Source organism: Paenibacillus sp. 1001270B_150601_E10 (assembly GCF_015558675.1).
Lineage (GTDB): Bacteria > Bacillota > Bacilli > Paenibacillales > Paenibacillaceae > Paenibacillus_B.
In genome coordinates this window covers 390,933-413,630 of record NZ_JADMOL010000002.1, presented here as the reverse complement: position 1 = coordinate 413,630, position 22,698 = coordinate 390,933, and the positions used below count along the sequence as shown (strand labels likewise).

The window sequence follows — 22,698 nt, the reverse complement described above, 5'->3', positions numbered from 1 at the left end:
GAGAACAGTCCTCTCTATTCTTGGTTTTCGCTTTCCTTTTGGTAAGCCACAATGATCTTCTGTACTAAGGAATGACGAACAACATCCTGCTCGGCAAAATGCACCATTCCAATCTCTTCGATGTCTTTGAGAATACGAACCGATTCTACAAGACCCGAATTTTTGCCTCTTGGCAAGTCAATCTGCGTAACGTCACCAGTGATCACCATCTTCGATCCAAAACCAAGACGAGTCAAGAACATTTTCATCTGCTCTGGAGTCGTATTTTGGGCTTCATCCAAAATAATGAATGCATCATCTAATGTTCGTCCACGCATATATGCGAGAGGAGCAATCTCAATTAAGCCGCGCTCCAAAGCCTTGGCCGTCTGATCTGGCCCCATAACGTCATACAAAGCGTCGTACAGCGGTCTTAGGTATGGATCGACCTTCTCCTGCAAATCCCCCGGAAGGAAGCCTAGATTCTCTCCTGCTTCTACTGCGGGTCTCGTCAATACGATACGCTTCACAGCGCTTTCCTTAAGCGCCGTAACCGCAAGGACGACAGCCAGATAGGTCTTACCCGTACCTGCAGGTCCAATACCAAAGACAATGTCTTTCTTCTTAATCGTCGAGACATAATGCCGCTGCCCGATCGTCTTCACACGAATCGGCTTGCCACGATATGTCGTCGCGATCTCACCCTTGAACAGGTCAAGCAGTTCCTCAGTCTTCCACTCATGAGCTAACTCGAGCGCATACATGATGTCTCGCTCAGAGAGAACAATGTTGTTGCGTACCAGCTCCAGCAGCACTTCAAACAGCTGCTTGTACTTCTCTACTTCTTCCATCTCCCCACTAATCGCGATCTCCGCTTCGCGGGAGGTGATCTTCGCGTTCGTACGGCTCTGGATGAGTCGGAGAAACTTATCCTGCGGTCCAAATACAGCAAGACCCTCCGCAGTGTTCAGTAATGCAAGTTTAGCAGTGTATGGTTGCGACAAAAACCTCAGTCTCCTTGCCTTAAGTCTTCAGGTGCCGACACAATTGGCCGTTCCACAGCAATCGATTGTTCAACTTCAAATAGCACCTTTAGCTTCACTTTACCATTGTCAGCCTTCTGATGCAAAATTTTTTCCGTTACGATTCGGGAATCTCCGCCATGTTTTGCCGCGATATCAGCGCGCGCCTGCTCTAGTCCTGCCTCGACTGCCTCTTCCTCGCTGCGCTCTCTTGACACCTCTTGAACTTCCATAATTTTCTGATGGACCCATTTAATTGGCAGCTGCCATTTATATACGCCAGCCTGCTGCTCATCTTCTTGAATTTCATAATGGGTGAAGTCGATTTCGCCGTATCCGCTGACCTGAAGCCTGCGATCCCCCATTTGAATATACTGTCGTTCTTTAAATTCTCCTGTAAATGTTTTCTCCTTTGTAATCAAAGGCGTGCTGATATTGTATTCATGCCAGACCAGTCCTTTAACGATCCCCTCTGCCGGAACGATGCGAGGCATGTCCGTGGACCCGATTATGCCCGAGATCAGCACATTGCCCTTTTTAACGCGTGTATTCGGCCTTACGACGGCTTTTCCTTGGGAAGCGATAATTTGCGTCACCACTGCATCCGTATTCGCTACGAGATGCCTTGGATTCACGAGCTTGCGATCATCTGGCATAGCGGATTCCACAATGTGGATGACGATCTTCGTGCCCTGCTTGGCTACACCAACCCAAGTTGCATCTGGCAAATGGGCATGAATCTCCTTCGACAACTCGTCCATTTTTTTGAGTCGAAAGGACCATTGAAAAGGATATACCCCTTCCTCCTTGGCTGCCGCAAGAACCTCTTCAGCATGAATGCGCTCATTCCCCTTTACCTCGATCGTCCATACGAGCGAAGAAAGCATGTACAATCCGAAAAGAAATAAGAAGAGACCCGTAATAAAGAAAGTACGCTTGCGCACTTGTTTAACTGAAAAAGGAAGTCCATGTCGCTCCATCACATGCACTCTGCAGCCTGTCCGCTTAAGCAAAGGACGAAGCCGGAAAAAATCAGGCAGCATCAGCATCATACTGACCTGATTCTCACCGATACGGCTTATATCCCATATCATCATTTCCTTCGTATACAGCTCATTGATAAATTGCTCTGTGTGCTTGCCACGAACTGCTATTCGAATATAACCTCGCCACTTGGCTGAAGCAGGTGGTTTCACGACATTAGTCCCTCCATTCCATGTAGCTTGACTTCTAGGATCTCACCCTCTATAAATACTTCCTCTGTCCAAATCCCCTTGATCACGAGATTCTGGCCACGCACTTCAAGCTCTCCTGAGGAAAGAGCGAGGCGCATAAGCTCATTTGAGAAATGTATAACTCCTCGATGATTCTCCACAAACAATTGTCGATTGCCGATCATGGATAGCCGGGGCACTTCTAACATCATCTCTTGCGGCAGATCGAACAGTTGCGCCGTCCATTGGCGTACTTTGCGAGTGAAGCGGCTCATGTGCGATAAGGCCCCCTTCCTGTACTTTACAACTTATGCGCCAGATGAAAGGTTTATGAAAGCTCAGAGAGACAAAAAAGCTCTAATCCCTTAACTGGAAACTTCCGTATCCAGAAAAGAAATTAGAGCGAGTCTGATCCATATTCTATTTGATTTGCCGACGTCCATAAGGACGTTTCGCACGCGGCGGACCTAATATCTCCGCCCAGATCACACCTTGTCTTGCCTGCTCCGTCGTGATCTTCGTCCCCTCACCGCGAGATTCAGCTTCTAGACTGTACATATTCGGTTCAGTCGAAGTCCTTGACTGAACCGGCGAAGACCTTCTAGAATCTTCTCGTTCCCGATTATAGCCCATCGATTCAGAGCGATCGGCATAAGATACAAACCCTCTATCATCCTCTTGATAAGGCTCGTGTGTCGTCATAGAAGGGTAAGACGAGTATGTGTTCTCCTCCTCTATCGAGTCTTGACGACCTGAAGCCGGCTGACCCCTGGAGGGATCTCCGCCAAAGTTCGGCATCCCATTCGCCATCTTTTTCCCCTTTTTACCGAGCAAGGAGAACAGACCTCCAAGAATGGCAATCAGAATAAGAGGATTGCTAAAAATAAATTCAATTAGTTTTTCCATGGCTCATCGCCTAGCCTTCTGATTTTGGATTGCTGCCTTTGTTGTCGCCGCCAATTGAATCACGCATATGTGTATCTGCTTCAATGTTCTTGAAGTTCATGTAATCCATCACACCGATATTCCCTGTCTTTAAGGCTTCAGCCATAGCAAGCGGCACTTGAGATTCCGCTTCCACCACTCGCGCTCTCATCTCGATAACACGAGCTCTCATCTCTTGCTCCTGCGCTACCGCCATCGCACGACGCTCTTCCGCCTTCGCTTGCGCGATTCGCTTATCGGCTTCCGCTTGTTCCGTCTGCAAGTTCGCACCAATGTTCTTGCCTACGTCAACATCCGCGATATCAATAGACAGAATCTCGAACGCTGTACCAGCATCCAAGCCTTTGCCCAATACCGTACGCGAGATCAGATCTGGATTCTCCAGGACATCCTTATGGGACTCCGAGCTACCAACCGTTGTAACAATACCTTCGCCAACACGCGCGATAATCGTCTCTTCACCAGCACCACCGACGAGTCGATCAATATTCGCACGAACCGTAACGCGCGCACGAACCTTAACCTCGATCCCGTTTTTCGCCATTGCGGCAACAATCGGCGTCTCAATGACACGCGGGTTAACACTCATCTGTACCGCTTGAAGAACATCACGACCTGCAAGGTCGATCGCAGCAGCACGTTCAAATTCCAAATTAATGTTGGCACGCTGTGCTGCAATCAAGGCATTAACGACACGGTCCACATTACCACCAGCCAGATAGTGACTTTCAAGCTGGTTAATATTAAGACCTAGACCTGCTTTCGTCGCCTTAATCAGGGGATTTACGATACGGCTTGGCGTAACGCGACGAAGTCGCATCGCAACAAGCGTAATAATCCCGATGCGCACGCCAGAAGCAATTGCGCTAATCCACAGCATGACTGGGAAGAAGCTGAAGAATACGCTCAGTACGATAATGACGACTGCAGCGATAAGTAAGAATGAAACAATCGTTGGATCCATATTTTGCACAACCTCCGTTATTCTATTTCATCATTTATCCTTATACTCCTACGTAAGCGAGTGTAAAGGTATACCCCTAGAAACCATTATTCCTCAATCGCACGAACCACGATACGCGAACCCTCGACTTGGATGACGGCCACTTTCGTTCCCTGCTGGAGAAACGCACCGTCTGTCACAACATCAAGCTTCTTCTCTCCAATGCGGGCAACACCTGCCGGACGAAGCGTCGTCAAGGCTACGCCTTCCATGCCGATCAGCTCGATATCATTTGGATTCGATACATAGCCTTCCTCAGTCGTAAGCTTCTCCTTTAGAATAAATCGATTCCATATGCCCCGGCTCTTAAAGACGTAGCCTACGATAACCACAACGATCACGGCAGCTACAAAAGCAATGCCTAAGGACAAGAAGGCGTTGGATGTGTCATAAGCTGCCCGCACTACGCCGCCTATTAAGCTTGCAGAGCCAAGTAGGCCTAGAATACCAAAGCTTGGGACGAATAGTTCTAATACGAGCAGCACGATGCCTATGCCAAATAGTACGATGGTCTCCACCCCCGCAAGGCCAGCGACATAAGAACCAAAGAAATAAAGACCGAATCCCAGCATGCCTAGCAGACCCGGAATACCGAAGCCTGGCACGATTAATTCAATCGCAATACCCGCAATTCCTAAGAACAGAAGAATGGTCTGCACGACTGGCTGATTAATAAATTCAGCAATCTTCTCTGTCGTCTTCATTTCCATCTTGGTGCTGAGCGCTTCACTCAAATTCAGCTTATTGAGTAAATCACTCATGGAAGAAGCCTCATATTCTGCGTAGCCTGCCTGAATCGCTTCATTGGTATTCAGAGACAACACTTCACCAGCAGGCTTTACTTTATTCAACTTCTTGAGCTCAATCTCAGCGTTGACATCGACCATAGCGCGAGCAATTTCTCCATCCCTGCCGTTTTTCTCAGCAGCGCCTGTCATTAGGCTGATCCAGAACGCATTGGTCTTGGGATCCTCGATCAGCTTATGATTCACATCAACGATGGCAGCAGAGCCAATGGCAGCGCCTGGCGACATGGCAATCTGATCCGCCGACAGCGCGATATAGCTTCCTGCCGAAGCCGCTTTGTCATGAATGTAGACGACTGTATTCATCGGGCTATCAGAGATCAGCTTTCCAATGTCCTCCGCGCTTTTGAGAAGTCCGCCAGGCGTATCCATCTCAATGATTACCGTGTCAGCTCCCATGGACATCGCTTCATCAAAAGAGCGCTTTAAAAAGGAATAACGAGTCGGATTAACCTCTCCCTCCAGCGGAACGATGAACACGATATCCCCTTGACTTGTCGCCTTTACCGATTCCGCAGAGGCAGTGGGAAGATTCACAATTCCTGCGAATACCGTTAAGCACAAGGCAAACAGCATAAAGACAGCGATTACAGCAGAGCTTAAGGACCTCATATGCTGTTGTTTCACAAACGTACCTCCTTTGATCTTTCTTTATACAATGAGCGCGCTTCTTTCTTTTCATTATATGGGGTAATACGTGCCCACTAGCCACTACGTTTCATCTGTTTTTAAGATTCCTTATTCATCCTTTCCAACTTCTCTGCATCCTCTTCATCAGAAAATAGAAAAAAGCACTCCTTATTCAGGAGTGCTTTCTTAAAATATAAGAGTTTATACCATGTACGGTATAAACCAAGCTTATATTTTCTCGTAAGAAACGCTATCGTCCGGTAAAGGACCTGTGAAGCGTTCCCTGGCGCTATTCGGTTTACTGCAGATACTGTTGCACAATAGCATTGACAAGTTTGCCGTCGGCACGTCCTTTGACCTTAGGCATAAGGGCAGCCATAACCTTACCCATATCGGACTTCGAAGAAGCACCGGTTTCTTGGATGGTCCCTTGTACAATAGCTTTTATCTCTTCTTCGGAAAGCTGAGCAGGAAGGTATTCCGACAAAATGTCAATTTCTGCTTTAACATTATCCGCAAGATCGACTCGATTCGCTTTCTCGAACTCTTGGAGGGCATCTTTCCGCTGTTTGATTTCACGACTCAGAATATCAAGCACTTCATCGTCATTCAAAGTTCTTTTAAGATCTATCTCAACATTCTTGACTGCCGAACGTATCATCCGGATGGTGGAGAGTTTGAACTTGTTTTGACTTTTCATCGCTTGCTTCATATCTTCGTTCAATCGTTGGCTAAGATCCATTGGTGCTTATCCTCCTAAAACTTTCTCTTACGAGCAGCCTCGGACTTCTTCTTGCGCTTGACGCTTGGCTTTTCGTAGTGCTTACGCTTCTTAACCTCTGCCAAGACTCCGTCTTTTGCGATGGAGCGCTTAAAGCGACGAAGAGCCGCATCGATTGTCTCATTTTTGCGAACTTTAGTTTCAGACACCAGTTTTCCCTCCCTCCGACCAGACCGTCCAAGAACAAAACACGGTTACACGGTTCATCAAACTACATTATATGTGAAAGAGAAATCAAGTGTCAACCTTGCATCGTTCACTGTAAACAATTGTTCATTGTAACGGGTGCAATTGCTTCATTTTCATGCATAAGGAAACATGAACATTTATGCTTTTGGACCAACTACATCGCCGAGCGATTCGCCACCCAAGAGATGATAATGCAAGTGGAATACAATTTGGCCGCTGTCTTTGCCACAGTTGTTAACAAGGCGATACCCGCTCTCAGCAATGCCAAGCTTTTGCGCAATAACCTGAGCCACTTCATGGATTTTGGCGATAAGCTGGAACTGCTCTTCACCCTCGACGTCATTCATCGTCGGAATATGTACCTTTGGAATGATGAGCACGTGCACAGGCGCTTTAGGCGAGATATCTTCAAAAGCTACGACCTGATCGCACTCATAAACCTTTTTGGAAGGGAGTGACCCTTCTGCTATTTTGCAAAAAATACAATCCATGTGATGATCCCTCCATCAATTAACTACTCGTACTGTTATCATAACCAAAAAGACACGCCTCGTCCAATGGGTTTCGGTCAACTTGATATTGGCCTTCCATTTACGATAAAGTGAAATAGACATTGAATTCTTGCAGCTAAGAAGGAGCGTACACTGATGATTCACAAAAGAAGAAAGATTCTATCAATCGTTCTCTTAATCCTCCTCATTGGAGGCAGTGTCGGCATTTATTACTACCTATACCCCTATCACGCAGAATCTGAAGCGATTGACGCACTCAGCAATACCTCTACCATCACGGTCACGAATAAATCAGCCTATGTTGCTTTTGAGGCTGCGAAGACGCCAAAAGCGAATCTTATCTTTTACCCTGGAGCGCTCGTAGAACCCGAAAGCTATGCCCCTCTTGCCAAGCGTCTAGCAGAAATGCAAGTGAACACCTATATTGTAAAAATGCCACTGAACCTTGCAATCTTAGGCGTAAACAAGGCCCAAAGCATCTTGTCCGAAATTCCTTATGCGCCCCTTAATCTCATTGGAGGTCACTCCCTCGGAGGGGCGATGGCAGCATCCTATGCGAGCAAGCATCCTGATCAGGTTGACGGCCTTGTATTGCTCGCCGCTTATGCGAATGACGATCTGTCCGGATCCAACCTTCAGGCGTTATCTTTATTTGGCTCCAAGGATCAGGTACTGAACCGTTCGAATTATGAGAAAAACTGGAGCCTGCTTCCTTCCACCGCAATGGAGCATATTATTGAGGGAGGCAATCACGCACAGTTTGGCGATTATGGATTTCAAAAGGGCGACGCCCCTGCTTCCATTTCCTCTGCCGAGCAGTGGGATGAAACAGCGAAAGCAATCGTCGATTGGCTTAGTGCCTTCAAATCCTAACTCTGTTAGATCCGCATCGAAATATAAAAAGCGAGTGATGATCATCACTCGCTTTTTTTGATATCTAGTTTTACTCAGCAAAATCACCAAGGGATCAGTGACAATGCGACAAGCGTGGCTAAGGGAAGGATAATGGGGTTATATCCATACCCGTAGCTTGGATACCCATAACCATATCCCGGATATCCGTAGCCTCCATATCCATAATAAGGCGGCCTTGGACGAGGCCTTGGATACGAACCGCCATAAGGTGCATATGCCCTTGGATCAGGGTATTCCGCCCACATACCGCCAAATGAAGCGGCATAAGGATCCGGATAACCATAAGACGGAACGGGTACAGGCTGAGACAGATGAACGTATTGATCATCTACATACGTAATGATACCTGAATACATCTGATTGTCTGATGTATGAAGCTGAACGTAATGGTGCATATGATGTTTGCACAGGTGATGCATAGCATCAACATGCGGAATAGACGGATTGCTTTGGTCTCCTTGAACAGCACCTTTGCCCTTGCCCGCTGGAACATCTGCTGGCAGCGTAACGGGCTCTTGAACTTGGCCTGCTGCAGTAACCGACGATTGATTCATGTTACTTACACGATCCATGTTGGCCTCCTCATCGCAAGCGAACTCATTTTGGTACATGATATTCGCCTAGAGCCAAACGGTGACAAAAAAAAGACACCTCGTTCCTGTTATTCACAGGCAGCGACTATTGCGCTGTGAGCGTATTGATTCTACAAGCTTCTGTTGAAGATCTATTTGTAGAATCAATACGATCATCGAGGTGCCATCCATAAGATGTCGGCATCTGTATTATAACAGTCGCCTGAAACTGTTACTGTGATATTCCTCACAAACTAATCATGATATGATCAACTGTTATATAACAAAAAAAAAGACCAGCACTGCTCTTCCCTAGCCTGCCATAAACAAGGGTGGCATGGAAATAGCACATGCTGATCTGCATAAACAACAAGAACTCTCGTTTTTGATTGTGAATAGATCACTTGCCATACCAGTGTTCAGTATAAGCTAATAATCCATCGACGTCGCGCACGGAAACGTCCTCACAGAACAAAGGACTGTCGAGCCTCATAGAAATAGAGCACCTTTTGATCGACAGGGCGTCCCCAAATCTTTTCTATCGCCCGGCTGTACAGATCAAGCTGGAATCGATAATGGTCAACAAGCGCCTTCGTACCGCCTCGGTGAGCGAGAACTGTGTCTGTTTTATAATCGAGCAGTATAAGCTTGCCATCCCATTCAAACAAACAGTCGATAACCCCCTGCACGAGCACCGTCTCCTGATCAAGCAGTCCCGATTCATCCTTTGCTGCAAAGGTCGGTGTCGCTACAAAGCGAAGCTTCTCGCCAGTGTCAGTATCCTGCTGCAGCTCAATGGCATATGCCTCCGCTGCAGTAAGCCCAAAGCTGAATGGCAGCTCACGCTTGGCCCAAGCAGCCTCTATAAGCTGCTTTCCTATCGTGTCCTCGAAGAAGGCGTGCACAGAAGCAGCATCGATGGCTTGCGCTTGAGCTTCTGTCATGATTTCCTTGCCAACCATCCGTGCCAAGGTGTCCTTAATCGTGTCTATGGTCAGACCTTGCTGGAGTGGCAAATGCTGCATAAGCAAATGGTAAGCCGTTCCTCGCTCAGCAGGAGTAAGCTTTTGCCTTTCCATAAAGCGAGGTCTTCTCAGACGGAGTGTAAAATCCTGCTTCTCATCATGCTTTGGTGCGGAAGACGGAGATTCGCAAGAAGCTGCTTGGCCCGTCTCGGCATGCTGCTCCTCATAAGAAGGAACTTCAGGCGTAAATGATCCTGTTGAATCAGCATTAAACTTGGCTTGATCCTCTAATAATCTCGCGGCCTCAGACGCATCATGCTCCATGGAGTGCGCTTCTATAGGAGGGGCTTCAACCCAATTCGAGCTGGAAAGGTCATCGCTTGCAAACAATCTCTTCATTTCCGTCACAGTAGTCTTGGCGGGCAGTAGCTCTGCGATACGATATGGATTGCGCCAGGATAACCGCTCGTCAATAACGTTCCAATAAAGACTGGACGCTACCCCCTCCTCTTCCAGCGCCTCCACGCGAACAAGCCGCTCGAGCCGTTCTGCTCTATCTGTATCATCCTCAGCCGGGGAATGCTCAGGCAGATCATGAATAGAGCCGATAATGGATGCTGGCAAGAGAGTCAGCTTCCACTCTGAAGGATCATCCATCAGGCATGCTCCGTTTCGATTCGGCAGTCCAGCAAGCTTTCGCCACTCTGAAGCAGCAGCTAGTCGAATAACTGCAGGCCCAATCCAGTCCAAATAGGATCTTGCCCGTGCAACGAGATAGTCTGGCAGCAGCAAGGATTCGATATCCAGTGCTTCTCCAAAGCGCTGGATGGCCTTCTCCGCATCCGATACGGTCCCGATCAGGATCATTCTCTCTTTCGGTCTTGTTAAGGCAACATATAATACACGAAGCTCTTCTGCAAGCAGTTCCAGCCTCATCTGTCTTCTGATTGCTAGATTCCCAAGAGTTGGATAGGTTACTCTTGTATCCTCATCCACATACCTCGGACCAAATCCAAGCTGCTTATGCATGAGAAACGGAGCATGAATATCCTGTTGGTTAAACAATTTGGCAAGCCCCGCCACAAATACAACAGGGAACTCCAAGCCTTTGCTCTTGTGAATCGTCATGATACGAACAACATCCTCTTGCTCCCCTAGTGCACGAGCTGTACCTAGATCTCCGCCTGTCTCCTTCATTCGATCAACGAATCTCAAAAAGCGATACAAGCCCTGAACCGACGAGGACTCGTATTGGCATGCGCGATCATATAGAGCTCTGAGGTTGGCCTGACGCTGATGTCCGCCCGCTACACCGCCAATCCATTCATAATAGCCCGTCTCGCGATAGATGCTCCAGATCAGCTCAGAGAGGCTTCCCTGGCGTGCCTCATCGCGCCAGCGCTCTAACCGTTCTAGGAAATGCTTCAATCGCAGAATGGTCTCCTGAGATAGCGATGGTCCATTTTGATCTCGAGCCCCCTCTTCAATCTTAGGGCCACTAGATGAACTTAGAGTATGATCACCCACACCTGCATCAAGGATTGGATTCGTAGTCAATAAGTCTAATGAGGTCGTCGGCTGCGCTGCTGGGTCTTCACAAGCCCTTCGCAGCGCTTCATAAAACGGAAGCCTAGGACCAAATAGACGAACCTGAGCCAGTTCCTCCGCAGATATGCCGATAATTGGCGAGCGAAGCACACCAGCAAGCGGAATATCCTGAAAAGGATTGTCTATCACCCTCAAAAGAGAAATCATGACTTCTACTTCCGTCGCTTGAAAATATCCGGTGCTGAATTCCGCATAGGCAGGAATACCTTCCAACCTAAGCTCCTCGACCATCAACGGCGCCCATGCCTGCGTTGCCCGGAGCAGGATGACCATATCCTTGTAGGTTGCGGCTCTATGGCCTCCCTTGCCATCGAACACTTGGTAAGGCTTCCCGCCTTCATCGCCTAGCATCTGACGAATTCTTGCCGCAATGGCTCTTGCCTCAAGCCTAGCCGTCTCCATCTCGGCCGCGTTCAATAGATCATTCGATGATGAGTCTTCGATAGACTCATTCTCGCTGTCATCTTCTGATGCTGTCTCGCCGTCCAGATCATAGACAGAGCCCCCTTGGCCCTTCTCTATCAAAATGAGCTCAGCTGCTAATCTCCCCTTACTATCCTCGGTCTCCGGTAGTTCTGGAAAGTAAGACGCCCCGAACTGAAGTTCAGCAGCCTGATCATAGTCGAGCTCTGTAACCTGCTTATTCATTAGCTGTCTAAAGAGCATATTCACCGCATCGACGATTTGTCTTCTACTGCGGAAGTTCCTTGCCAGATCAATCCGGGTTCCATCGGCTTGAGCATGACGATCCGATTGATAAGCTTCATATTTTTGAAGGAACAATCCTGGCTCTGCCAAACGGAACCGATAGATGCTCTGCTTCACATCACCAACCATGAATCGATTTCCTATCGGTTGACGTGAAATAAGCGCCACAATCGCTTCCTGCACCATGTTCGTATCCTGATATTCATCAAGAAGAATCTCCTTGAATTGCAGCTGATACTGAAGCGCTGCTTCCGATGGTCTGATCTCTTCAGGCGAAGAATCCGGCGTTCTCAATATTCGAAGGCAGTAATGCTCCAAGTCCGAAAAATCAAGCAATCCTTTTTCACGTTTTGCCTTCTCGTAACGAGTGCCAAATTCAACAACGAGTCCGACCAGTTCCCCCATCAGCGGCGCCATGCGGTGCAGCTCCTGCAAAAATTGTTCCGGAGCACGAGAAAACAACTCATCCCTCAGCTTGTTGAATCTGGCCTTTGCTTGGTCGCGCAGTCCCTTTACTTCCTCCTGCAGGGATTTCTCGTATTGATCCCCTCTGCATGCAGGAAGGCGTCCGAACGTAAGCCCCTCCAAATGCGGGCTCATCTCATGCCACACCAGAGACTCTGCCTTATCCTGAAGCTGAATTGCTGCTTGAAGCTCGGATTGCAGCGTCTCCCTGTATGGCTCTGGCCCGCCTGGAACAGTCGTTAGACGCGAGGCTTGACGGAGAAGCTGCACAACGGCATGAATGGTTAGCTTCGCATCCTGCATAATGCTCTGTGCCCACGGCGTATTGGATAATTGCTCCACGGAATGGGCTTCAAATGCGCCTGCCATCTCAGACAACCACTCCTTCGGCCATGGATGGCTTCTAGAGAAGTCATACAGCCTCTGGATGAGGCGAAATGCCGCATCGTCATTTCGCTCGCCGCTAAACCAATCTACCAGGCGATGAAAAAGCTCCTCCTCTGCCGCATATTTTTCCTCGAACAGCTCAGCGAGCACATCCTGCCTAAGCACCTCTGTCTCCGTCTCGTTGGCTACACGGAAGGATGGATCGAGTTCGATCGTCTGAAAGTAACGCTGAATCACTTCAAGGCAAAAAGAGTGCAGCGTCGTAATTGACGCTCGATTGAGCAGCGCTAATTGGCGTGCAAGATGTTCCGAATCCGGTGCTAGCGATAGTTCCTTTTCAAGAGCGAGCCTTATACGCTCACGCATCTCGGCGGCGGCTGCCTTTGTAAAGGTCGCTACGAGCAGTTCATCCACATGCACGGGCTCAAGCACATTGCTGATCTTACGAATAATGCGCTCAACGAGCACAGCGGTCTTCCCTGAGCCAGCTGCGGCAGCAACAAGTATGTTCCGTTCACCGTCTACGATAGCCTGCCACTGCTCGTCCGTCCACCTGGAATCGGCAGGCTTAGGCGGCAGCTTAGTCGGCTTCACAAAAAGAGCAGCGCGGCCGTCAGCCTGTTCATCAATTAGCCCTTCAAATGCTGCTGGGTGAGCATCGCTGAAAGCTGGTTCATTTACCTTTTCATCGGATCGATCTGATCGATCCATCCATTGATCAAGGTCTAGGTCAAGCTGTTCATAGGCTTTATCTTTACTTGACTTCTCCATCCTTGTCTCCTCCTTCCCCTAGCTTCATCCACACTTCATCCTTCGACATGCGTGACAGCTGGTGGTATTGGTTCCCCTCGATCAACTCATCGAATTGACATACCGGCTTATACGAGCAGTACGTGCAGGCCTTGCTCGTCCCCATTCGATAAGGTTCAATGTGCACGTCTCCATCGGTAATTCGTGTTCCAATGCGCTGGATAACGTCCCTTACATTATGGCGGAGCACATCCCACTGCTCTGTTGTGGCTACGCTGGCATTGCTGTAGAAGGAGCCGTCCTGCTTGACGGCTACCGGCAGAATATCGGAATACCCTTTTTCAAGAGGAGCATCCATCTTGGATACAACTTCCCGATCTGCTAGCACAAGACCTTTGAGCTTGAATTTCTTCAGCATTTGCTCATCTGCTTGTTCCTTAGTCAATCCGTTAGAGGAAGCAAGCAGCGGATTATGCACATGGAAATAAAGCGTTCCTGCAGGAAGTACATCCTGCCCAAGCCATTCCTCTGCATTGGAAAGCAGGACATCGAGATACGTAAGCATCTGAAGCGAAAGGCCATAGTATACCTCATGCAGCTTCAAATCGGTCTGACTTGATTTGTAATCTATCACCCGAAGCAGAATGCCTTGCTCACTATCCGCGCAATCCACTCGGTCAATACGTCCGATAATTTCCATAGTACATCCATTCTCGAGCGTGAACGTAAGCGGCGGCAGCGGCTTGTCCGGCCCAAAGTCCATCTCAAGCGCAAGCGGTTCGAATTCGCCTCGCTTCGAATGCTCCCCAAGCACCACAACCGCGCGTTCTACAATCCGCTTCAGCTTGCGGGAGATATGCTGATATCGTTTCGTACTTAATAGAATCTCGCCTTGAAGACGCGGAGCGAGCTCATCGACGATACGGTCGGCTTCAGCCCTGCATTCCTCTGCCGTAAGCATGGACCACTCTTTCCCTCCTGCCTTCAGGTCCATTGCAAATCGCGTCAATGCCGCGTGGAACAGCTGACCAATATCTGGCGCCTCCAAGCGGTACACCTGGCGCTCCTTGAGCTTCAAACCATGAGAGGCAAAGTGGGAGAATGGACAAGCAACAAAACGCTCCATTCGCGAAACGCTGGTCTGCAGCTTTTTGCCATACAGCATTCGGCTTGTCTTAATCTTTAACGGCTCCACCTGATTGTAATAGACAAGCGAGCTTGTCAGCGTACGCAAGCGATCATGCCACTTTGGCTGACCTTGGAACCATCGATACACTTCCCACCATACCGGCTGAATGGCCCGTCCTCTTCGCCACTCTCTTAGTTGGCCGATTAGATATCGCAATGCAGCCTCTGGATGAGTCACATAGCTTAATTGTTCGATTTCATTCATAAACTCATTAGGCTCAGCCAATATCAAATGCTCCTCCATCGCAGGGAACAAACGGCGCAGCATGCGGACTACCTCAGAAGCAAGCAGCGCCTTCCCTTCCTCATCGGCAAGGGCATAGCTGACCCATAGGCTGTGGCTTGGAGCAGTCAAAGCAGTATAAATCAAGAATCGTTCATCCAGCAGCTTTCTGCGAATGCCAGGCGCAAGCTCCATTCCGATATCTTGAAGAACATCGCGCTCATGCTCAGTCAGGATGCCATCTTCGATTGGTCTTGCTGGAATGACGCCATCGTTGACACCCAATACATACAGATGCTTGAGCTGATCGGAACGAGTGCGATCCATAGAAGCGATCAGCACCTGATCCAGCGCAGGCGGGACAAGCGCCATCTTAACACTTTCTAGACCCGTTTCCAGCATCCCGAAAAATCGCTCGGCGCTCATTTCCTCCTCGCCAACCATCTCTACCATTTGGTCCAATATATCGATCATCGCTCCCCACAACTGACGATGCTCTCTGGAACGCTCTACATCCCCGTTGAACAATGCATCCTTGCTCATCGTTTCGAGTCGATCGGGCACTTCTAGTTCCATCCAAAACTCATACAGCGCCTGGCATTTTCCTTGAACCGTCTTGGCCTTCGACAGCTTCTTCTCAAAGGCTACAATCGGCTGAACCACGAGCTTACGCAAATGCTCAATCCATTCTGGAGCAACCTTCGCCCCTTCTTGGGGCATTCCTTCTCCATCCTCAATCTCAAGCGACAAAGAGGGAACGGCAGGCCAAGGCTTGCCATTTGTCCACCTTGAACCCTCTATTCCTGTCGCCAATACATAATTCTCCAGTCTATCGAAATCAAGTCTAGTGATTGATCCGTCCGACGGGAGAATAAAGCCTGTTTTAACAAAGCGAATCACAGAATCCGCTCGCCAGTAGCCTAGCAATATATCAAACAGCGACCTTGTCATCTCAGCAAAAGGATGGTGAAGGACACCGCGCTTTTGGTCCATAAAGTAAGGGATCTTCGCATCCTGAAACACCGTCTTAATGAGCTCAGCATAATCGCCAATGTTGCGAACCATGACGGCCATATCCCGCCATCTGGCTTCGCCTGTCCGAACCTTATGCAGCATTTTTGCGGCACAGGCCTCTACTTCCGTTCTGCGATTCACAGCGGCATGCAGACCGATAGCCTTTCTGCCAGTCACAAGAGAGCCACTAAGCGGCTTCTCTTCTGCTGTTCTAGCGGCATCAGTCGAACGATCGGAGCGAGCGTCCTTTTCTGTCACCGCAGCTTCGCTTGTTCCCTTCCAAGGGATCGGCCGCTCAAAATGACGCTCCAGGTGCGCTAGCTCAGGAGCTTCCTTCGTACGCGGCAACTTCTGCCCTTTTCCCGCATGAAGGTGAATCGTATCCTTCATCGGAACCGATAACGTCTCCGCCATTTCCCGAATCTTGCAATAGGTCGTAGCCGTCGGATGGAATACATTCAGCTCATGAGGCGTTTCACCCTGCTCGTAAGGCCGATCAAGCGTTAGAGCAAGCTTCACATCCTTGGCATGGAGAAGCAAAGAAGCCAGCACCGACAGCTCTTGAGGAGTAAACCCGTGGAAGCTGTCAATCCAGATCTCTGCTTCCTTCACGTAGCTCGATTCCGGAACATGCTCAGCTAGACGCATCAGTACGTCTTCCCCATCTAAATAATGATTGGCAAGCTCGGACTCAAACTCATGAAGAACACTACCGATATCCTGTAGCTTTGCGGACAACAGTGGCTGTCCAGCTCCTTGTCCTAAGAACGACAGATGCTCATCAATATCAGACGCTTGAATCCGATATCGCTTCATCTCATCAAACAATTTATTCAATTTCTCAATAAATCCAAACTGCTCCGCTGCCGAGGAGAACAAGGGCAAATCCGACTTGCGCCGCTGCAAAATCTTGTACAGCAGCATCTTCTTCCCTTCCTCATTGATCGGTGTTAATGCCGTTCCTCCCGTCTCCTGCATTACACGGTAAGCGAGACGTCTGAAACTAAGCACTTGGGCTCTTAACAAGCCGTGGAGCCCTTCGGTCTTCACCAGCGCATGTTCCATCTGGAAGGTTCCCTGCTCGGGTACAAGCAGGATAATGGGCGGCCCTTCGGGTGAGCGCTTCAGCTCTTCGCGAATGGAATTCAATAGATAAGTGGATTTCCCACTGCCTGATCGTCCGATGATGAACGTAAGTGACATCTCATTCATCCTTCCCCATAGATCTAATAGACCAATTATAGCATGACAAAGTTATAGAACACACGTTTGTAAAGTTTGGGCATCCACCTTCTTCTATGAATAGCAACCTCAATTTAGCAAACTATGAATCTACTTTTGCCACAATACTGCTAGATTTGGATGTAGCGTAAGGAATCAGTGCCTGTCAACATAAAGTTGATGAGATCATGGCCCTTTCCCTTCTGAAAAATAGAAAAAGCTCCTTCACAGGCCATGATCATGACGTGTGAAGCAGCTTTTTCTTCTTAAGGGTCTCGCAGTCTGAGGATACAGGTTGAGCGACCCATTATGAATTTCCTTTGCTTCTAACTTCGAATACAGCAAATTTCAAGTAATGTCCTTCGTCTACGCCCGCGATCTGCGGATGATCATAGCCAGCCGTACGCCATTCAATTAGACGAAGCACCTTTCCCGCATCATGAGCCGCGTCAAGAATCGCATTCATAAACAGCTCAGGACGCATATGATAGGAGCAGCTTGCTGTGACAAGATAGCCGCCTTCATTCACGAGCTTCATGCCCTGAAGATTGATATCCTTGTAGCCGCGAGTTGCGCCAGCTACCGCGCCTCTTGTCTTGGCAAAAGCCGGTGGGTCCAGAATGACCACATCCCACGTGCGGCCTCCCCCTGCTGTTAGCGGCTTGGAGGTATCCAGCTTTTTGCCTTCTTTCACATGAGAACGCTCCGTACGCTCCTGATGTCCGCGAACCTGGGCACGCAGGTAAGCAAAGGCATCCGCTACGACAAATTCAACTCGGTCCGTGAAGCCATTCAGCTCCACATTGCGTTTTGCGCTTTGAATCGCATGATCCGAGATATCAAGACATGTAACCTTCTTCGCGCCATATTTGCAGGCATGAAGCGTAAAGCTTCCTGTATGTGCAAAGCACTCAAGCACAGTAGCTCCATCCCACCATGTGAAGGTTACTACCTTGCCATTCGCATTAACAGGCAAACGGCTTATGCCTGCTTCCGTCTCAACATCTTGAAGGCGAATGCCGCTTCTTTTTCCCCAGCCCGTCATTAGAGGCGCGATCGAAGCACGATTCTCCCTTTGGTCAAAGAAGTAACCGGTCTTCTGGCCTTCAACGATGTCTACCTCAATCGTCAACCCATTCTCTTGTACCTGGACATGCCGTGGACAACTTCCATACAACACGCCTGTACGCTGCTCTAAGCCTTCTCGCTCGCGAATAGGCACATCACTGCGCTCATAAATGCCCTCTGGCTTCAGCACCTCGACAAGAGCCTCTACAATTGCATCACGGCGAGCATCCATGCCGAGGGTTAATATCTGCACTACCAAGCATTGATCGAAGCGATCGACAATGAGCCCTGGCAGGAAGTCTGCTTCGCCATAAACAAGGCGGTAGGCTGTAACCTCCCCTAAGAAGCGTTCTCGATGATTTAAGCAATCTTCAAAGTGACGAACAAAGTAGTCCTTGTCCATGGTTACGTTGGGCTCATAAGCAATCACCCGGACCGTAATTTGAGAAGCAGGATTATAGTATCCTGTTGCCGCATACTTCCCCTTTTCCGTATATACGTCTACCAAATCTCCCGGAACAGGTTCCCCTATAACATGATCAATTTCTGTTTTATATACCCACGGGTGCGAACGCTCTATGCGCTTCTTGCGCGCTTTCGACAGCACCACTTGCGGGCGGCTCATTTCTACCGATTCGATAACATTCTCCTCCTCAATCCATGCCTCAGGCTTCAGCCCATCACGCTTGTCATGGTTGTCCCTTAAGGCGCATACAATGGTGTAGATTGCAATTATCAGTCAAACGACGTTGCCTCTCTGCAATGGGCAAAACGTCCCTGCAATACGCAGTTGGTTGATCCTTTCTAGCTTAAAGGATCAGGACGGAACAAGCATATGTATACACAGCTTTCTTCTCAAGCACAATTCCTAGTCGCATCGATTCATCAAGCCTCTTATTGAAAAAGAAACAGACAAGCCCTTACGCACACCTGTCGTTCACATGCATTCTCCGATGCCTATTAGTCAGATGAATCATATACATCCAGCGAGAGTTGCGCTGTAGTCCCCTAGCAAAGGAGTGGCCTTTATGCTGCAAGACATCATTCTCCCCCTTATCGGTGGGCTCGCCATATTTTTATTTGGAATGAAAACGATGGAATTCGCTCTTCATCTTTGGGCTGGGCCTTATCTGCAGCGAGCTCTTCACCGCTTCACGAAGACTCCTGTACACGGTATGGTATTCAGTTCGTTAATGACTGCTGCGATGCAAAGCAGCACGGCCATTACCGTTATAGCTATTGGTCTTGTCAACGCAGGACTTGTCACCTTTCCACGCACATTAGGCATTATCTTGGGCACCAATATCGGCACCTGTCTAACGACAGAGCTGATTGGCCTTAACATAACGCATTATGCGCTCCCCTTGCTGCTTGGTTCGATAACAGCTTGGATGTGGGGAGTGATTGCCGATGATATCATTCCGAATATTGTGCCCCGAATTCAGCATTGGTGGAAGCCTCTTCAATATGCTTCCATCGCCACAGGCGGCTTTTCTCTCATCTTGCTCGGGATGGAGTGGATGAAGAAAATAAGCGAGCCTCTCCAAGAGCGAGGCATGTTCTCCTGGTTCCTGGAGCGCTCCCAGGAAAGCCTCCTGTGGGCGCTATTAGCGGGCATAATAATTACGGCGCTCGTTCACAGCAGCGCTGCGATCATCGCGATGGCAATGGGACTCGCTGCGACTGGGGCACTGCCCGTTGCAGTCGGCATCGCCATTGTGATCGGCTCCAACATTGGCACATGCTTTACAGCGATTATCGCCTCCATCGGCGGAAGCCGCAGCGGCCAATTCGTCGCTTGGAGCCATGTGGTGCTGAATGTCGGAGGCGCTCTATTGTTCTATCCTTTTATCGATCAGCTTCTTCACCTGTCTCAGCTTATGAGCGGCCAAGAAGCAGGACAAATTGCAAGAGCGCAAACGATTTTTAATATTGTGAGTTCGGTTGCTGCCCTTCCGCTGTGCTACCTGCCGGTCTGGAAGCGTCTCCGCTGACAATTTGAACGCCAGAGCTTGTTCCAATGCGCGTTGCGCCAGCTTCAATCATTTTTACAGCAGTGGCATAGTCTCTTACGCCGCCGGAAGCCTTCACACCGATAGAAGGTGATACGCTTGCTCGCATAAGCTTAATGTCCGCTTCAGTAGCGCCGCCGGCACCGAATCCTGTGGACGTCTTGACGTAATGGGCGCCAGCTGCCTCTGACAGCTTGCAAGCTGTTACCTTTTGCTCATCGCTCAGCATGCCTGTCTCAAAGATGACTTTGACAATGGCTTTCCCTTCTGTCATCTTTACTACTGCTGCAATATCTTGCTCCACTAAGGAGTAGTCGCCAGCAAGAAGAGGACCGATCTGCAGAACCATATCAATCTCTTCAGCACCATCCTCAACTGCACGAGCGGCTTCAAAGGCTTTGGCAGCCGTCGCATTCGCGCCGAGCGGAAATCCGCATACAGCTGCAATTTTCACATCCGTACCCTGCAGCAGCTCCTGACAGGCTCTTACCCAAATGCCATTAACACAAACGCTGTAAAACTGATGCTCGCGCGCCTCCTGGCAGAGCTGTTCAATCTGGGTGCGATTCGCGTCAGCCTTAAGCAGGGTATGGTCAATGTAGGTTGCTAAAGATGCTCGTTCCATCCTATGATCTCACCTTTCGTCTACGGAAATATTCAGCTTCTCAAGTGCTTGCTTTAAAATATGGTCGTTATTATTATAGCCTGCCTCTTTTTGCTGTTTCCATGCTTCAAGCGGCAAAAACCAGCTTACGCCGCGGATTTCCTCAACCTGCGCCTGATGCTGCCCGCTTTCCGCCTCAACGAGATAATAGTGAACTTCCTTGTCTACTGTACCATGCGTGGGATGCTCATATTGATATCGGATGACATCAATATGAGCCTCGATACGTCCGGTGATGCCTGTTTCTTCCCAAATCTCACGAAGCGCTGTTTGCTCAACCGTTTCTCCCGGCTCCATTTTTCCTTTAGCAAAAGATATCTTTCCATATCGATCTTGGATCAGCTGAATCCCCAATGCACCATTATGGGTACGATACACGACCCCACCTGCTGAAATTTCCTTCATGACGCGAACCTCCCGTATTGGTTTATGACCTTATGTTATCGCAATAGAAGAAGGATTTCATCCTCTCTTCAATAGAGAGCCGAAATCCTCCTACACAACTGTCATTTACATGTTCGCCGCTTGATTCATCGTTGGGTCCATAACGCGCACAAGCACGCCTTCGCACTCGTTAACGCCTGCTTCGGTCAGCTTCACACGACATACTTTACCGATCATTGACTCGTCGCCTTCGAAAATGACTTGCAAGTAATTGTCAGAGTACCCCATGATAAGCCCCGCTTCCTGTCTGCCCTTCGCAGGACCCTCAGGAATAACGTCCACGACTTGTCCTACAAAGGACTTTGCATATTCAAGCTGCATTTGCTCAGACAACTCGATCAGCTCATGCACACGAGCATGCTTCACTTCCTCATCCACCTGATCTTCCATGCGAGCTGCCGGTGTACCGGTACGCTTGGAATAGGGGAAGACGTGCATTTCGGAGAAGCCTACATTCTTCATGAATGCATAGCCCTCCTTAAATTGCTCATCCGTCTCACCTGGGAAGCCTACAATCACGTCAGTCGTAATTGCAACATCTGGCATGGCCTCACGAATACGCGCAATCTTCTCAGCAAATTCTTCTGTTGTATACTTGCGGCGCATGCGCTTCAACACTTCGCTATTGCCCGCTTGAAGCGGAATGTGAAGATGTCTGCACATCTTGGAGGACTTATTCAACACCTCAATCATGCGATCATCAATCTGGCTCGCCTCGATGGAGCTGATGCGAATACGCTCAAGTCCTTCGATCTTATCGAGATCCCATAAGAGATCAGTCAGATCATAGCTTTCAAGATCATCGCCATATCCGCCTGTGTGGATACCGGTTAATACAATTTCCTTATAGCCTGCCGCAACGAGCTGACGCGCCTGCTTCAATACACTTTCCGACTCACGGCTTCGGGACAAGCCGCGGGACCATGGAATAATGCAGAACGTACAGAAGTTGTTGCATCCTTCTTGAATCTTCAGGAAGGCGCGCGTGCGATCCGCAAAGTCCGGCACATCCAGCTCTTCAAACGCACGAGTCTTCATAATGTTGCGAACTGCATTGATCGGCTCACGCTTCTCTTGAATTTCTTTAACATAATCAAGGAGCTTGTCACGGTCTTGATTCCCAATTACAAGGTCTACGCCTGGAATATCGAGAATCTCGGCAGGGGAAGTCTGCGCATAGCAGCCTGTAACCGCGATAATCGCATCAGGATTACGGCGAACGGCACGTCGAATAATCTGACGGCTCTTCTTATCCCCTGTATTCGTAACCGTACATGTATTGATCAGATATACATCCGCGGTTTGTTCAAAGTCAACTTGCTCATAGCCTTCCTGCTTGAACAGTTGCCATATCGCTTCTGTATCATAGAAGTTTACCTTACACCCTAACGTATAAAAGGCGATTGATGGCAT

18 protein-coding genes are annotated in these 22,698 nt (G+C 48.9%); 2 read left to right on the top strand and 16 right to left on the bottom strand.

Annotation, left to right across the window (positions count from 1 at the left end; all coding sequences use genetic code 11):
• Positions 1–14 precede the first annotated feature (14 nt).
• From I2H74_RS06780 to I2H74_RS06740, 9 genes are all read right to left on the bottom strand, one after another.
• Positions 15–983, bottom strand: coding sequence for a PhoH family protein (locus I2H74_RS06780; RefSeq protein ID WP_195572695.1), 969 nt, complete (start codon positions 981–983; stop codon positions 15–17).
• A gap of 5 nt (positions 984–988) precedes the next feature.
• On the bottom strand, positions 989–2,197 hold the full coding sequence (gene yqfD, locus I2H74_RS06775; protein ID WP_195572693.1) for a sporulation protein YqfD: 1,209 nt from the start codon (positions 2,195–2,197) through the stop codon (positions 989–991).
• On the bottom strand, positions 2,194–2,490 hold the full coding sequence (gene yqfC / locus I2H74_RS06770) for a sporulation protein YqfC (protein ID WP_195572691.1): 297 nt from the start codon (positions 2,488–2,490) through the stop codon (positions 2,194–2,196). Before yqfC ends, yqfD begins: the two co-directional genes overlap by 4 nt.
• A 145-nt stretch (positions 2,491–2,635) precedes the next feature.
• A complete protein-coding gene (locus I2H74_RS06765) occupies positions 2,636–3,121 on the bottom strand; it encodes a hypothetical protein (RefSeq protein WP_195572690.1) in 486 nt (161 codons plus the stop codon).
• Positions 3,122–3,131: 10 nt separating this feature from the next.
• Positions 3,132–4,124 (bottom strand): flotillin-like protein FloA, encoded by a 993-nt coding sequence (gene floA / locus I2H74_RS06760; protein ID WP_195572689.1) that lies wholly within the window; start codon positions 4,122–4,124, stop codon positions 3,132–3,134.
• 86 nt (positions 4,125–4,210) lie between these two features.
• Positions 4,211–5,596, bottom strand: coding sequence for an NfeD family protein (locus I2H74_RS06755; RefSeq protein WP_324254020.1), 1,386 nt, complete (start codon positions 5,594–5,596; stop codon positions 4,211–4,213).
• Between the two features lie 301 nt (positions 5,597–5,897).
• Positions 5,898–6,341 (bottom strand): GatB/YqeY domain-containing protein, encoded by a 444-nt coding sequence (locus I2H74_RS06750; protein ID WP_085492615.1) that lies wholly within the window; start codon positions 6,339–6,341, stop codon positions 5,898–5,900.
• Positions 6,342–6,355: 14 nt separating this feature from the next.
• On the bottom strand, positions 6,356–6,529 hold the full coding sequence (gene rpsU / locus I2H74_RS06745) for a 30S ribosomal protein S21 (protein ID WP_005547957.1): 174 nt from the start codon (positions 6,527–6,529) through the stop codon (positions 6,356–6,358).
• A 177-nt stretch (positions 6,530–6,706) separates the two neighbouring features.
• Entirely contained in the window at positions 6,707–7,060 is a 354-nt protein-coding gene (locus I2H74_RS06740; RefSeq protein ID WP_195572688.1) for a histidine triad nucleotide-binding protein, read from the bottom strand.
• Positions 7,061–7,216: 156 nt separating this feature from the next.
• Here I2H74_RS06740 and I2H74_RS06735 point away from each other — a divergent pair, with 156 nt between their 5' ends.
• Entirely contained in the window at positions 7,217–7,954 is a 738-nt protein-coding gene (locus I2H74_RS06735) for an alpha/beta fold hydrolase (RefSeq protein WP_195572687.1), read from the top strand.
• An 83-nt stretch (positions 7,955–8,037) separates the two neighbouring features.
• Here I2H74_RS06735 and I2H74_RS06730 read toward each other — a convergent pair whose 3' ends face one another.
• The 4 genes from I2H74_RS06730 to I2H74_RS06715 form a co-directional block, all read right to left on the bottom strand.
• Positions 8,038–8,568: a hypothetical protein gene (locus tag I2H74_RS06730; protein ID WP_229106434.1), complete on the bottom strand. Its 531-nt coding sequence runs from the start codon at positions 8,566–8,568 to the stop codon at positions 8,038–8,040.
• Positions 8,569–9,032: 464 nt separating this feature from the next.
• Entirely contained in the window at positions 9,033–13,472 is a 4,440-nt protein-coding gene (gene addA / locus I2H74_RS06725; RefSeq protein WP_229106433.1) for a helicase-exonuclease AddAB subunit AddA, read from the bottom strand.
• On the bottom strand, positions 13,456–17,079 hold the full coding sequence (gene addB, locus I2H74_RS06720; RefSeq protein ID WP_195573403.1) for a helicase-exonuclease AddAB subunit AddB: 3,624 nt from the start codon (positions 17,077–17,079) through the stop codon (positions 13,456–13,458). The genes addA and addB overlap by 17 nt, the downstream gene beginning before the upstream one ends.
• Positions 17,080–17,404: 325 nt before the next feature.
• Complete coding sequence (locus I2H74_RS06715; protein ID WP_195572686.1) at positions 17,405–18,790, bottom strand: class I SAM-dependent rRNA methyltransferase; 1,386 nt, start codon at positions 18,788–18,790, stop codon at positions 17,405–17,407.
• A 403-nt stretch (positions 18,791–19,193) separates the two neighbouring features.
• Here I2H74_RS06715 and I2H74_RS06710 point away from each other — a divergent pair, with 403 nt between their 5' ends.
• Positions 19,194–20,159 carry a Na/Pi cotransporter family protein gene (locus I2H74_RS06710; RefSeq protein ID WP_195572685.1) on the top strand — a complete coding sequence of 322 codons (966 nt, stop codon included), beginning with the start codon at positions 19,194–19,196 and terminating at the stop codon, positions 20,157–20,159.
• Here I2H74_RS06710 and deoC read toward each other — a convergent pair.
• From deoC to mtaB, 3 genes are all read right to left on the bottom strand, one after another.
• The gene (gene deoC, locus I2H74_RS06705; RefSeq protein ID WP_195572684.1) at positions 20,092–20,802 is read right to left on the bottom strand and encodes a deoxyribose-phosphate aldolase; all 711 of its coding nucleotides are present in this window, start codon (positions 20,800–20,802) and stop codon (positions 20,092–20,094) included. The two genes, I2H74_RS06710 and deoC, sit on opposite strands and share 68 nt — an antisense overlap.
• A gap of 9 nt (positions 20,803–20,811) precedes the next feature.
• A complete protein-coding gene (locus tag I2H74_RS06700) occupies positions 20,812–21,246 on the bottom strand; it encodes an NUDIX hydrolase (protein WP_195572683.1) in 435 nt (144 codons plus the stop codon).
• 105 nt (positions 21,247–21,351) lie between these two features.
• The gene (gene mtaB, locus I2H74_RS06695) at positions 21,352–22,698 is read right to left on the bottom strand and encodes a tRNA (N(6)-L-threonylcarbamoyladenosine(37)-C(2))-methylthiotransferase MtaB (protein WP_195572682.1); all 1,347 of its coding nucleotides are present in this window, start codon (positions 22,696–22,698) and stop codon (positions 21,352–21,354) included.